At 35.7% G+C, this 13487-nt stretch carries 15 protein-coding genes; 10 read left to right on the top strand and 5 right to left on the bottom strand.

Annotated elements, in window-relative coordinates:
* Positions 1–139: 139 nt before the first annotated feature.
* The 9 genes from ACO052_RS09510 to ACO052_RS09470 all read left to right on the top strand — a co-directional run bounded on the left by ACO052_RS09510 (position 140) and on the right by ACO052_RS09470 (position 8607).
* Positions 140–517, top strand: coding sequence for a VOC family protein (locus ACO052_RS09510; protein ID WP_422107775.1), 378 nt, complete (start codon positions 140–142; stop codon positions 515–517).
* A gap of 103 nt (positions 518–620) precedes the next feature.
* Positions 621–1319: a helix-turn-helix transcriptional regulator gene (locus ACO052_RS09505; protein ID WP_422107774.1), complete on the top strand. Its 699-nt coding sequence runs from the start codon at positions 621–623 to the stop codon at positions 1317–1319.
* An 83-nt stretch (positions 1320–1402) separates the two neighbouring features.
* On the top strand, positions 1403–2152 hold the full coding sequence (locus tag ACO052_RS09500; protein ID WP_422107773.1) for a LytTR family transcriptional regulator DNA-binding domain-containing protein: 750 nt from the start codon (positions 1403–1405) through the stop codon (positions 2150–2152).
* Positions 2153–2250: 98 nt separating this feature from the next.
* Positions 2251–3324: a serine hydrolase domain-containing protein gene (locus ACO052_RS09495; RefSeq protein WP_422107772.1), complete on the top strand. Its 1074-nt coding sequence runs from the start codon at positions 2251–2253 to the stop codon at positions 3322–3324.
* Positions 3325–3440: 116 nt separating this feature from the next.
* Positions 3441–5093 (top strand): serine hydrolase, encoded by a 1653-nt coding sequence (locus ACO052_RS09490; protein WP_422107771.1) that lies wholly within the window; start codon positions 3441–3443, stop codon positions 5091–5093.
* Positions 5094–5242: 149 nt separating this feature from the next.
* Positions 5243–5827, top strand: a complete 585-nt coding sequence (locus tag ACO052_RS09485; protein WP_422107770.1) for a Crp/Fnr family transcriptional regulator — start codon at positions 5243–5245, stop codon at positions 5825–5827.
* 156 nt (positions 5828–5983) lie between these two features.
* The gene (locus ACO052_RS09480) at positions 5984–7159 is read left to right on the top strand and encodes an NAD-dependent epimerase/dehydratase family protein (RefSeq protein WP_422107769.1); all 1176 of its coding nucleotides are present in this window, start codon (positions 5984–5986) and stop codon (positions 7157–7159) included.
* Positions 7160–7176: 17 nt separating this feature from the next.
* Positions 7177–7812 carry an MOSC domain-containing protein gene (locus ACO052_RS09475; RefSeq protein WP_422107768.1) on the top strand — a complete coding sequence of 212 codons (636 nt, stop codon included), beginning with the start codon at positions 7177–7179 and terminating at the stop codon, positions 7810–7812.
* A gap of 12 nt (positions 7813–7824) precedes the next feature.
* A complete protein-coding gene (locus ACO052_RS09470) occupies positions 7825–8607 on the top strand; it encodes a class I SAM-dependent methyltransferase (protein WP_422107767.1) in 783 nt (260 codons plus the stop codon).
* A gap of 136 nt (positions 8608–8743) precedes the next feature.
* On the opposite strand, the gene ACO052_RS09465 is transcribed toward ACO052_RS09470, so the two are convergent.
* Genes ACO052_RS09465 through ACO052_RS09455 form a run of 3 tightly spaced genes read right to left on the bottom strand, consistent with a single transcriptional unit; the run spans position 8744 to position 10941 of the window.
* The gene (locus ACO052_RS09465) at positions 8744–9913 is read right to left on the bottom strand and encodes a hypothetical protein (protein ID WP_422107766.1); all 1170 of its coding nucleotides are present in this window, start codon (positions 9911–9913) and stop codon (positions 8744–8746) included.
* On the bottom strand, positions 9897–10409 hold the full coding sequence (locus tag ACO052_RS09460; protein ID WP_422107765.1) for a hypothetical protein: 513 nt from the start codon (positions 10407–10409) through the stop codon (positions 9897–9899). The genes ACO052_RS09465 and ACO052_RS09460 overlap by 17 nt, the downstream gene beginning before the upstream one ends.
* The gene (locus ACO052_RS09455; RefSeq protein WP_422107764.1) at positions 10393–10941 is read right to left on the bottom strand and encodes an RNA polymerase sigma factor; all 549 of its coding nucleotides are present in this window, start codon (positions 10939–10941) and stop codon (positions 10393–10395) included. Before ACO052_RS09455 ends, ACO052_RS09460 begins: the two co-directional genes overlap by 17 nt.
* Before the next feature lie 128 nt (positions 10942–11069).
* Here ACO052_RS09455 and ACO052_RS09450 point away from each other — a divergent pair, with 128 nt between their 5' ends.
* Complete coding sequence (locus tag ACO052_RS09450; protein ID WP_422107763.1) at positions 11070–12386, top strand: hypothetical protein; 1317 nt, start codon at positions 11070–11072, stop codon at positions 12384–12386.
* Here ACO052_RS09450 and ACO052_RS09445 read toward each other — a convergent pair.
* Both ACO052_RS09445 and ACO052_RS09440 read right to left on the bottom strand, forming a co-directional pair.
* Entirely contained in the window at positions 12383–12787 is a 405-nt protein-coding gene (locus ACO052_RS09445) for a hypothetical protein (protein ID WP_422107762.1), read from the bottom strand. The genes ACO052_RS09450 and ACO052_RS09445 overlap by 4 nt on opposite strands.
* Entirely contained in the window at positions 12774–13358 is a 585-nt protein-coding gene (locus tag ACO052_RS09440) for an RNA polymerase sigma factor (RefSeq protein ID WP_422107761.1), read from the bottom strand. Before ACO052_RS09440 ends, ACO052_RS09445 begins: the two co-directional genes overlap by 14 nt.
* Positions 13359–13487 lie beyond the last annotated feature (129 nt).

Raw genomic sequence — 13487 nt, 5'->3', positions numbered from 1 at the left:
CCCTAAGTAATTAATTGGCTTTTTAAAACCACTTGGACTATTCTAAGTGGTTTTTTTGTTATCCAGTTACACCTCTGACATGTTCTGACACTAAGGCCCATACCTTTGCATTAAGTTTAATTAAAAAATCAATTTAAAAATGAAAAATGCAATCAGCTGGTTTGAAATCCCAGTAAAAAATTACGAACGCGCCAAGCAATTTTACGGAACGGTCTTAGATATTGAAATTAAGGATCACCATATGCCAGAACAAAACATAAAATATGGTATGTTTCCTTACGATGATGACAACAACGGCGTTGGTGGCGGTTTAGTTGAAGGCGAGGAACAAAAGCCGACTTCTGATGGTCCAACACTGTACATCAATGGTGGTGAAGATTTACAGATACCCTTAGAGAAAGTTGAAACTTCAGGTGGTAAGGTGCTTATGCCAAAGACCGATATTGGCGAAAATGGATATATGGCACAGTTCTTAGATACCGAAGGCAATAGAATCGCCTTGCACTCTTGGAACTAAGCTTATTTTGAATTCGTTTCTTTCATCAATGGAAAATGAATAAAAAGAGCTTCAATCAAAAAACATCACATAGCGAATTGGTATCCAGTTCGCTATATTTGTTATGATGTCTCAATTAGCAAGGCTTATATCCATATTAACACTCTTAAAATCCAAACGGCTTTTAACAGCGACTGAGCTTTCCGATAGATATAACGTAAGTATCCGAACGATCTACCGTGATATTAGAAAGCTTGAGGAAGCTGGTATTCCCGTAACGACCATTGAAGGTCGGGGCTACTCCTTAATGGAAGGTTATACGATTGCCCCAGTGCAGTTTACAGAAAAAGAAGCCAATGCCATTGTCACTGCCCAACATTTAGTCAATAAAACCCAAGACTCTTCTTTTGCCAAAGATTTTAACGACGCCTTAATAAAGATTAAATCCGTCTTCAGAACGTCTATTCAAGAAAAAAGTGAATTATTGGAAAGCAAAATCTTTGTATTTGAACCACAGCAAGAAGATATATCCAGTGCCGCGCTTTCTGAAATTCAGCTCGCAATCACCAACTTTAATTATATAGAAATCAACTACCGTAAGGCGGATGACCCAAATATGACGTTCAGAAAAATAGAACCCTATACGCTCATCTCTACCAATCAAAAGTGGATTTTAATTGCCTGGTGTTACCTTAGAGATGCCTATCGTGCCTTTCGCATAGATCGCATTCAGCATTTTAAAATTCTACCAGAAACCTTTACGGATAGAAAGTTTGATCTTATTGAGTATTATAAAGCCGATACTTACGATGGTCATTATTAAAACGACTTTTTATGCCCCCTAATAAGGATTGAATCGGTTTTTTGTTAGCTATTAGTTAACTTGGGTACTTTAATTGATTCATCTTGAAATTACCACTGAACACCTCCATAAAGCATCATAGCATTGTTGGTTTACTTATAAGCTTATGGTTGGTATTATTCCTTATTCTTATTGCGCCTTTTGATATCTCGGATCTAGATTTCTCAGAGCGACTGCAGCTGCTTCCACCTTATGGAATTATTTGTTTCTTAAACTATATGCTTTTGATTTTAGCTCAGAACGCCATTTTTAAAAGGCTTGGGATATGGACGCTGGCTTTTGAAGTTCTTTTTATTATTGTTTTCAATCTTATTCAGATTATAGCCTCTTATGCCTATTATCGCACAGAATTGGTCAATGGAGACTATAATTTTGAAACATTTCTACTTTACGTTTACATCCCTATTAGCTTAATTTTGCTTTCAATCGTCATTTTTATGAGATGGTTTTTGAATAAAAAAGCACCTAACAATTCCAAAAACACCATAACGATAAAGGGCGATAATAAACTAGATATTCTAAAAATCTTATACGACGATCTCATTTGTGTATCGAGTGCCGATAATTATGTAGAAGTGCATTATTTAATAAAAGGAACATTACATAAAAAATTACTTCGTAATACCCTTAAAGGCATTCAAAATGATATCCCTGAACTCTTAAAAGTACATCGCTCCCATCTTATCAATCCCTCTCATTTTAAAGAATGGAATGGTTCAAATCGTATTAAGCTGACTGAAATGGAAGTCCCCGTATCCAAAAATTATAAAGCGGCAATACTAGAGCTGAATTAGTCGTCCCTAAAAACAAATAGTTTATCCCAAAGTCAATTAAATTGCTACCTTAGAGCAAACGGATATGTACTTTTGATTCAAATCCATTTTAGTTCATCATGAAAAAAACAGACTTCTTATTCATCCTTTTTATAAGCCAAACACTATTCTGTTTTGCCCAGAATACATCTGATGCTGCTTATGCCTTGCTCCACAGTCTAATTAAAGACGAAAAAGTTATGGGAGCAGCCGCAGCTTTTTCCGTTAATGGAGATATCGTTTGGGAATCTGCCGTAGGTTTTTCAGACGACACTAAGGTGTTTACGATTGATACAGAAGTAAGAACGGCTTCCATTGCTAAATCTATGACAGCTGTTGCCATAATGCAATTGGTAGAACAGGGATTGATTGATATCAACTTACCAGTTGATCATTACCTTCCAGAGTTTGTGCAAAAAGGAAAGGCCAAAATCACCACTGCGCACTTGTTATCTCACACTTCGGGAATAGATGCTTATAAAAACAGCAAAGAGACCGAAAACAAAATTAATTACCCAACATTACAAGACGCCTACGAGGTCTTTAAAAATCGAAAGCTTCGCTTTGAACCTGGAACTGAGTTTTATTATACGACTTATGGTTACGTTGTATTAGGTCTTCTAATAGAAAAAGTCTCTGGCTTATCCTATGAAGACTATATGCAAAAGCATATTTGGGACAAAGTCAATATGGAACATACGGGTATTGAAAATCCTGAAGTAAAACGAGAAAATGCATCCATTTTATACCGAAGAGATAGAAAAGGAAACATAAAAAAATCTAAGGTCAATAATCTGAGTAATCGCATTCCTGGCGGTGGTTTCTATTCTACAATTGGCGATCTCATCAAATTCGGTAATGCCTTGCTTAACCATACCCTTGTAACCAAAGCGACTCTAGAATTGATGATTGAACATCACAGCCTAGAAAAGGTAAACAATGGTTATGGATTTGGATTTTTCCTTTATGGTAAGCAACCTAACGAAGGCAGTATTTATGGGCATAGTGGTGCGCAAACTGGATCTTCAACGCAATTTTTTGTTATTCCAAGTTTAAAAACTGTTACAGTGGCCATATCTAACACTTCTGGTGCTAGTAGAGACATCAGTGCTGTAGCGGGACAACTCATAGACATATCTCAACAGGAAGATTAGTATGTGATTTGGTGTCTTAGGTAGACATACAGAGACTGGCCAGCTTATTGCAATTGACTTTTTTGTAACTTTATATCTCTAAGGTCGTCTCACTATAAACAATCCATCAAAAAAACATGCAAACAAAATTTTCACTTCTAGTTATAGCACTCGGTTTCCTTCTCACAACCACCATTCAAGCCCAAGACCTAACCCAACAATTCGATGATGTCGTTTCTAAATACTATCAGACCGATATGCCAGGAGCGACCATTTTGGTTGCCAAAGATGGTAAGGCCATTTATAGAAATGCGGTGGGAAAATCGAATCTAGAATTGGATGTGGATATGATTCCAGAAAATGTATTCAGATTGGCATCCATCACCAAACAGTTTACAGCGGTTGCTATCCTAATGCTCGAAGAACAAGGGAAGCTAGGTTTAGACGATCCCATCACTAAGTTTATACCAGATTATCCCACTCAAGGAAAAACCATAACCGTCCATCACTTGCTCAATCACACCTCTGGAATTAAAAGTTATACGTCTATGGGCAACTTGGTCGAAGTGGCCCGCACCGATAAAACCACAGAAGAGTTGGTCGATTATTTTAAGAATGAGCCTATGGATTTCGACCCTGGTGATGCCTACAGATATAATAATTCTGGGTATGTATTACTAGGTTATATCATCGAAATAATCGCTAAAGATTCTTATGAGAATTTTATTGAGAAAAACATCTTTGAACGTTTAGGGATGACAAATTCGAGATACGGCAATAACAAAGAGTTGGTAAAAAATCGAGCTCAAGGTTATGAACAAAATGAAAATGGTTATGCCAATGCCAATTATATCAGTATGACCTTGCCACATGCTGCAGGATCTTTAACCTCTACGATTGACGACATGTTAAAATGGCAAAATGCTTTATCCAATAATACACTAATCAAGGCCTCTACATTCCAAAAAGCCATTAATGGCTCAGAACTTAATAACGGAGAGCACATTGATTATGGTTATGGCCTAGGAGAAACTAGTTTAAAAGGCTCTAAAGGCTATACGCATAGCGGAGGTATTTTTGGTTTTACAACTAATGGTATTTATCTCATTGATGAAGATGTTTATGTTATTGGACTTAGCAATTGTAACTGCAATGATATTGGTGATCTTACGAGAGAGCTGGCTGCCATAGCCATCGGGAAACCATTCCCAACCATGAAAGACGTCATAAAGCTTTCAGAAGAGCAACTAACACAATGGGTAGGCGCCTATGAGTTTGGCGATGGCGCCATAAGACACATCTTCTTAAAAGATGGGCAGTTGCGAAGTATGCGCGAATCTGACACAAATACAGCTTTCGATATCTTTCCGCTTGCCGAAGATCGTTTTATGTTTGAAGAGGGAAACATTGAATATCAGTTTTCAAAATCAGCCGATGGCACACGTCAAGTCATATTCATTACAGACACTGAGAGTACGGGTAAAGAAATTAATAAAGCTATGCCCAAAGCGCGTCAAGAAATAACATTGCCGAATGACGTTCTACAAAGCTATATAGGCAAATATGAATTGGGGCCAAACTTTATCGTTGAAATTTCGGTTAACGGTAGTCAGGTTTACGCCCAAGCTACAGGTCAGGGACAATTTGAAATTTTCGCTGAAGATCAGGTCACTTTTTTTGCCAAAGTAGCGCCGATAACATTAAAAATGAATACAAATGCATCAGGCCAAGTTGAAAGTTTTACACTATATCAAGGTGGCGCCGAAACTGTCGCTAAAAAAATCGAATAAGCTAATCGATCAAAAACCACTTAGAACGATCTACGCAACTTTTTCTTATATAAAATGGTTGATTAACTGCTTTTAATTACCCATATCGATTTTAACTTTTATCCTCAAAGGGTTTTGAGTAATTTCAGCACGCTATTAACTGAACAACCGTGCGTTCCGATAATTCTAAAATCAAAGAGATATTTAAAACTCTTGTTTTTACTGACGATGAGATTAAAATTATTGAATCTGTTTTTCATAAAGTCGTTGTAAAAAAGGGAGACATTTTATTTAGTCCTGGTGATAATGTCGATTCACATTATTACATCTTGGATGGTTGTTTAAGGACCTTTCATATAGACAGTCAAGGCAAAGAGTATACCGTGCAATTCGGTATCAAAGATTGGTGGGTTAGTGATTATACTGCATTTTTCACTAACGAAAAAGCGATTATGACGGTCGAAGCCCTTGATGACGCTATACTGTATAGAATTAACAGAAAGGACAAGGAATACTTATACGATCAGATTCCTCGCATCGATCGCTTTTTTAGAATTAAATTAGAACGTGCCTTCGCCGCTTTTCAAAAACGAATACTCGCTGGTATCTCACAAACGGCAACAGAGCGCTACCTCCATTTTATAAATACCTATCCCGAAACCGAAAAGTACTTAAAGAATTACCACATCGCTTCATATTTAGGAATTACTACCGAAAGCTTGAGCAGAATACGAAAAGAACTTTCAGCCAATTGAATTTCTTAACATACATCAATTTTTGGATGCCATAATAATTATAAGTTTGCCTACCCTAACATGATTAATTTAAGTCCCTTTAGGATTAATAGCCAAAAAGCGCAAGTTGGATAAACTTGCGCTTTTTTTATAACTTTAGAATCTCAAGCCGTTAAGATGAAAAAGTTAAACTCCAGACGATCCTTTATTAAAAAAAGTGCACTTGCCGGTATTGCTATCCCTTTGCTAGGCAATAGCCTTTTAAGCTGTAAGTCCGACACTAAAACAGCGCCTCATACAGAAGAGAAAACGGATAAGCAATTGCGTATTTTAATACTTGGCGGCACGAGTTTTTTAGGACCACATCAAATTGCCTATGCACTTTCTAGAGGGCATTCGGTAACCACATTTACCAGAGGTAAAACGAAACCAAGTGTCCATGCCGAACTATTTGATAAGGTAGAACAACTTGTAGGAGACCGAGAAAATAATCTCGAAGCTTTAGAAAACAGAACTTGGGACGTAGTTATTGATAATTCGGGACGCAAGGTGGCTTGGACTAAGGCCACAGCGGAGTTACTAAAAGATCATGTCGGTATGTATATGTATACCTCATCGACAGGTGTATATTATCCCTATTTAACCGATGATATCTCCACAGAAACCGAATTGGTCTTAAGTATGCCCGAGGGTCTTACTGAAGATGAAAAGTACGAGCAGGAATATGGTATAATGAAAGCCAATTCTGAACTAGAAGCACTAAAAGCTTTCGGTAAAGAACGAACCGTCGTGATTAGACCCACTTATATGCTTGGCCCGGCGGATAGAACCGATCGATTTATGCACTGGCCAGTAAGGTTGGCCAAAGGAGGTGAGCATTTAATTCCCGGTAATGCTGAAGATGCGATTCAGTATATTGACGTTAGGGATATGGCAGAATGGTTTATCCGATTGGCCGAAAATAAACAGTATGGTACCTACAATGGCGTTGGTCCCCAAGCACCACAAACTATGGAACAGTTTATTAAAGAAGCCGCTCAGTCTTTTGATGTGTCATCTTCTTTTGTGTTAGTCGATGACTATGATTTTTTAAAAAAGCATGATATGCTCTACTCTATTCCTTGGGTCATGCCTGACCAATTACATTTTGGTTCTGCCAAGGTGTCTAATGACGCATCTATTGCAGCAGGTTTAACCTTCAGACCTTTAAGAACTACAGTTACGGATACACTCAAGTGGTGGAATTCTGATAAGGTCGATAGTGAAAGAAAGACAAAATTCAATGCTCATCTGGAAGCGATCTTATCAAAAGAAAAAAAGATGATAACAGAGTGGAAAAAACAAAATGCGTAATATATAGACAGCCTTAAATGAAAATCATTTCTACCAATATTGCTAAGCCAAAGACATTTACTTGGCAAGGAAAAGAAGTCACAACAGGTATTTACAAAACACCTACCGATGTTCCCATCTATCTCGATAAAGAAGATGTCAAAGGAGATATTGTTGCGGACAGACGTGTACATGGTGGTGAGTTTAAAGCCTGCTATCTATTTTCTTTTAACCAATATCCTTATTGGCGTCATTTGTATCCTAACCTAGATTGGACCTACGGTATGCTAGGTGAAAACCTCACTGTAGAAGATTTAGATGAAAAATCAATTTGCGTTGGTGATATTTTTAAGATTGGTGAAGCCATCGTTCAGATCACAATTCCTAGAGAACCTTGCTTTAAATTTGCTCATAAATTTAAATCTGATGACGTCATACAACAATTTATTGAGCGGGGCCACTCTGGTACTTATGTTAGGGTTCTACAAGAAGGTGAGGTTAAAGTTGGAGATACGTTTCAGTTAATAGAAAAATCCAAAGAGGATATCTCAATATTTGATTTCTTCGGATTACTATTCGCTAAAGATAAAAACATGTCACATATTAATGTCTTACTACAAAGCGAGAACGTACCGGAAAGACATAAAAAACGATTGCGATTCTTCTCTAGATAATAATAAGTTTTTATGTCAACGAAGTACAACAAAATAGGCGTCAACTATAATCAAACGCGTAAGGCAGACCCTTACTTAACCGATCAGCTCCTAAAACACTTAAATCCAAACAAAAAAGGACTATACTTAGATATTGGTTGCGGTACGGGAAATTACACAAATGCTTTAAATGAAAGAGGGTTTCAATTTATTGGGATCGACCCCTCCATAGAGATGCTTCAAAAAGCGCGACTTAACAACCAAAGCATCAACTGGCAAATCGGTACTGCAGAAAAAACAGGATTACCCGAAAACAGTATTGATGGTATTGTGGCCACTTTAACCATTCATCATTGGACCAACTTATCTAGAGCCTTCTCCGAGTTAAAGTATGTCTTAAAACCCGGTGGTAAAATTATTGTCTTTACCTCAACGCCTAAACAGATGAAAGGCTATTGGCTCAATCATTACTTTCCGAAAATGTTAGAGGACTCCATATTACAAATGCCATCTTTCGAAGCGGTTGAAGAGGCGATGATGTCATCTGGTTTAAAAGTAATAACAACAGAAAACTATGACATCAAGCCCGATTTAAAAGACCAGTTTTTGTATTGTGGCAAGCAAAATCCTGAATTGTATTTTGATGAAAGTATTAGACATGGCATTTCGTCTTTTAGTGCCTTAGCCAATAAAGAAGAGGTGGAAAAAGGGCTCGCGACATTAAAAAATGACATAGATTCTGGTGAAATCCATGCCATTATTAAATCTTATGACAATGATTTTGGTGATTATTTGTATATCATTGTAGGCGACTGACATGTTTCAGCTTCACTGGAAGATCCAACGTCACACCAAGATTTTGAACCGTCTTTTCTTTCATAGTCTAAAATATAAGCCAATAAATAAAACACTTCGTGTTTCAACCTACTTTTATGAGGCCCAAATTTAGATTTTACAATTCGTCTAAATATGAATAGATTATACCATTCATGATATCAAAGTAGATCTCACCAGAAAAGTGATTATTACCTTTAGGGTTCCGTTCTATCATTTTTTCTTTTTCATTCTTTTTTGTAGCGCTCATATTTACTTGGTGTGCCCCTGTAAAACTCTTCGTATTGTTTCCGAACGCTATAAAATGGTAATCTAGTTTAGGCGAAAATAAGTGAACCTTGGAATACTCGGACGTCAACTCAAAATGTTCAAAATCTTTTGCCCAATTGTAAAGAAAATACTCACTATTGAAATCCACTAACTTGACATTCTTTCCTATTTCCCCAACTTGAACTTTAGTAAATTCCGAGTTAATTTCTGCATTACTAAGCTTAGCTATGGTAACACTACGAGAATTAGCAAAACTATAGCTGCCATCAGTTATTTCTTGAGCCCAAAAGTTACCATTATCAACATCTAAAATATTCAAAGGGTTACCAACAGATTTAAACTTAAGCTTAGAGTTTCTAGCATTCAACGTTAATCTATTTTGAAAGTCATCATCAAAATACATGCTTGAGTTTTCTGCGGTAGCTCTCACATGTATATGGCTAGGTATCATAATCACCATTTTAGAAATAATCAGTTTAGTATTCTTTTTCCGCTTAACTGGTCTTGGCTCCCTGTTTATGGCTCTAAGCATTCGTTTTCGATGTAAAAAATCGGATTGCTTAATTTCCTCTACTACAGAATCTAAAGATTTTCTAACCACTTTGGGTTTTTCAAATCTCATAGAATCTTTTTTTGCCAAACGACCAATTAACAAATCTTCGAAATAATAATGCCTATCGTACCTATGAAACATATTTTTACTTTTTGCTGTATAGGTTATTTTATTTCCTTCTTTTTTTCCTGAAATTTTTAATCTATCAATAGCTTCCTTCATGCGCTTTTTTCTATAGTTATTAAACTCCATAGTATACTCAATATGCACCTTATCATCTGGCGACCCTATTATTTTAACTCCAGTACTTTCTAGATTTAATACTAATGTTGTATTGTTGTCCGTAGCAAAACTTTCTTTATAGATGGTATACTTTTCATCCATTTCTATTTTAGAAAACTCTTGTCCATGGCTTAATACTGATGTAATCAGCATCAGTACAACTGTCTTAATTTGTGATTTCATGTTCGTTTTTTTGATTTAATATTTTTAGATGTTCTTGTATATCTTTTAGTATTTGAAGTCTTGTCTGTAAATTCTCAATCAATGATTCTAGGATTAATATATTTTCTGATCCATTTTTAAATTGTTCTGATAACGTTTTATAGTCTCTATCTAAATCACCTAATTTCTTTCTGAACCTTTCTACTAAGGCTTTATCCTTGGTCGTAGCTACAAATTTTTCCCATTCTGTGTTGATATCCTCTAAATATTCAATTTCCATGGCCTTTACTTCTGCAAAAATTGGAGAGGTCTCTTGTCTCTCCAAGCCGCTGTTGTATAATCCATAACCAATCGTAGCAACAAGTATTATTGAGGCGGCTATTTGCAACCAAAACTTGGCATTAGTGCTTCCTCTTGATTGTTTCTTTAGCTTGTCTAAAAACTCCACTCTATGATTCTCTGGAAGTGATTTTAGTTCTTCATTCCCCTTAAATAAATCTCTAATATCTTGCTTCATTATATTTTGATTTTAATAAGTCTCTTAATTTTGCTCTACCTCTACTTAAATGTGTTCTTGAGGTTTTAACTGGTATCTTTAATATGTCTGAAATCTCTTGATGATCATAACCTTCAATGAGATACAGTTTTACAACTATTTTATGTTTTTCATTGAGTTTTTCTATTGCTGCTAAAATCGCTTTCTTAGAAATCGAGCTATCAAAACTCCAATCATCGTCATCTATTATTCCGAGTGCCTCCACCTCATCATTGCTAAATTCAAGTTTTCGCTTCTTTAATGTATCTAATGCCTGATTGATAATAATTCGTTTTAACCATGAGCCGAAAGTTGATGTCGGTTGATACGTATTCATATTTGTAAACGCCTTTAAAAACCCTTCTTGCATCACATCCTTGGCCTCTTCTTCATCATTTAGGTAACGATATACAATAGTAAACATAGCCTGAGCATACTGATCATAAAGCTGCATTTGAGCTACTTGATTCCCCTTTTTACAGGCTTTGATTAAACTACTAAGTTGATTCTGCATTTTATCGGTTAGTGTCTTTATACTTAAAAACGAAAGAAATCTCTAAGGGTTTCAAAATTTGAACAAAAAAGTTGAAATTAATTGAATATGACTACCTTTAGACTAAAATAAAACCAACCAGCTAAAAAATGAGTCAAGATTATAATAATCCTGCGTTTAAAAAACTGCTCCAAAAACTACAGGAAGAAAGCTGGCAACTAGAGCTGCTCATTTCGGGTTTTGCCATCTTTGGTTTGTTTACGGCATTCCCTCATATTAAAGTGGCTGCCATGGCCGCAGAAAATGACGAGAAAATTTATAGTTTCATTGTTCTTATCGTTGCTGGTATATCATGCGCCATTCTCATTTTTAATCTCTTGCTGCATGTCATCTTAAGAGGGCTTTGGATAGGCGCTTTAGGTTTGCGCTATGTCTCAGGTGATATTGACTATGAAGAACTTAACTATAGCGAAAAGTTTACAAAATATTTAAAGAAAAAAGTAGGTTCTTTTGATCGATATATCGCAAGACTGGAGAATTATTGCAGTATTATTTTTGCAATCTCGTTCTTATTGATCTTTTATGTTTTAGCCTTTATTTTCACTATTATCGCTATTGTAGTCGTAGTAAAGCTCACCTTAGACAATGACAGTCTCGATGATACCTTAAAGTTATGGCTTGGTGTCCCTTTGATTATCTTTTTATCTACAGGAATGCTAATTACCTTTTTAGATTTCCTGACTTTAGGGTGGTTGAAGAAAAAGAAGTGGTTGAGCCGTATTTACTTTCCTATTTATTGGGTATTTAGTAAAATCACCTTATCATTTCTTTATCGTCCTCTCGTTTACAATTTTTTAGATAATAAATTCGGACGTAGAATTAGCTATGCCTTGGTTCCTATCTATATTATTATTTTAATCGGAACAAGCCTAAATTATAAGGTCTCTAATTACTTTAACGGAGATAATGCGTCTAGTAGCATCATTGCGAATAGTATAAATTATGAGGATAGTTTGGACGAAGATGACTTTATCGAAAGAGTGGCCATTAGTTCAAAAGTCATAGACCAAAATTATGTAAAAGTTTTCATGGCGCTAAACGACAACTTTGACGATTATGTCTTTAGGTTTAATGAGGGCTTGAAACCAGAAAACGATATCAGAGGCTTAGATTCGGATATTGTGATTTTAAATACGCTATCACGCAGTAAACGAGATAGCCTGAGAAGGGTTTATATAAAAACCTTAAACGAGATTTTCACCGTTCGAATCGATTCCGTGGATTACGACAGTGAGTTTATACTGGGAGAAAATTTCAAAAAACAAAAAGGTTTTGAAACTTATGTAAGTTTGAAAGACCTAACTGAAGGCAAGCATTTACTTAAAGTACTTAGAAAACGTATTAGAAAAAAAGACACGCAGCTTGTAAGATATGCTAACATTCCCTTTTGGTATTACCCAAATTAGTATGACAATCTGTTATTAAAGTACTGTTTCAATAATGGGATTTGAATACTGACCATTACCGCAAATAGCACCACGGCATATATCAATGTGTTAGAAAAATCAAGAGATATATTTTCAAACAGATTAAATGAGAGCTCTGGCAAATTATAACGTTCACTAAGGCTCTGCCCGTTAGCAGGTTCTTTAAATAACACATAACCCACCAAAGTTGCTAGACCAATGGCAATAAGCCACCAGATATATTTTGGGATTAAAGGTTTATATACCGTCATCTCAGAATTGGATAAAGCTTCTACTTTAGCCATGACTTTATCGGTAAAATCGAATGGTGCTTTTTCTAGACGATCCGCACGCATTAATTTATTTACCAAATCTTCTATTCTCTTATCATCCTTTTCCATAATTCAACTTTTTTTGTGGTTGTAAGTACTGTTCTAAAATTACAGCTAATTTTTTTCTAGCCCTAAAGAGCTTAACCTTAACGGTATTGGCTTCAACATTTATAATCTTGGATATTTCTTCTAAAGATAACTCTTCGAAGTAAAACAATGTTAACAAAGCACTGCTATCCTCAGGTAATTTGTTGATACACGCTTTAATCAAAGCACTTCTTTCCTCACTGATTATATGATCCAAAGCATTGTCTATCGTATCCAATTTGTTAAATGTATATTCATCAATGGCCACATTGTTTAAATGCTTCTTATTCTTTTTAATATTATCCAAACAGGTATTATAAGCCACTCTATAGATCCAGGTAGAAAATTTTGAATCTCCCTTAAACTTATGTAAAGACTTAAATACCTTAATGAACGTATCTTGTGCCACCTCTTCTGCTTCTTCCCGATGCTTTAGCATACGCAATGCCAAGGTATACACTAAATCCTTATAGCGATCTACTAATTGCGCATAAGCTTTAGTATCACCATTATTGATGGCATTTATCAATATAATATCGTCGTTGGTGGTCATGTTATTGTTAAGACGATGACTTTACATATAAGGTTACATAAATCCGTTAAAAAATATTTTTTTGAAAAAATTGTAACCTAAATTCAAAGACCGTCGTCATAAGCTTTGAACAATTAAAAATAATCAATT

The sequence above is a fragment of the Winogradskyella sp. genome, from assembly GCF_965228925.1.
Classification (GTDB): domain Bacteria; phylum Bacteroidota; class Bacteroidia; order Flavobacteriales; family Flavobacteriaceae; genus Winogradskyella.
This window is presented reverse-complemented; position numbering and strand designations above follow the sequence as displayed.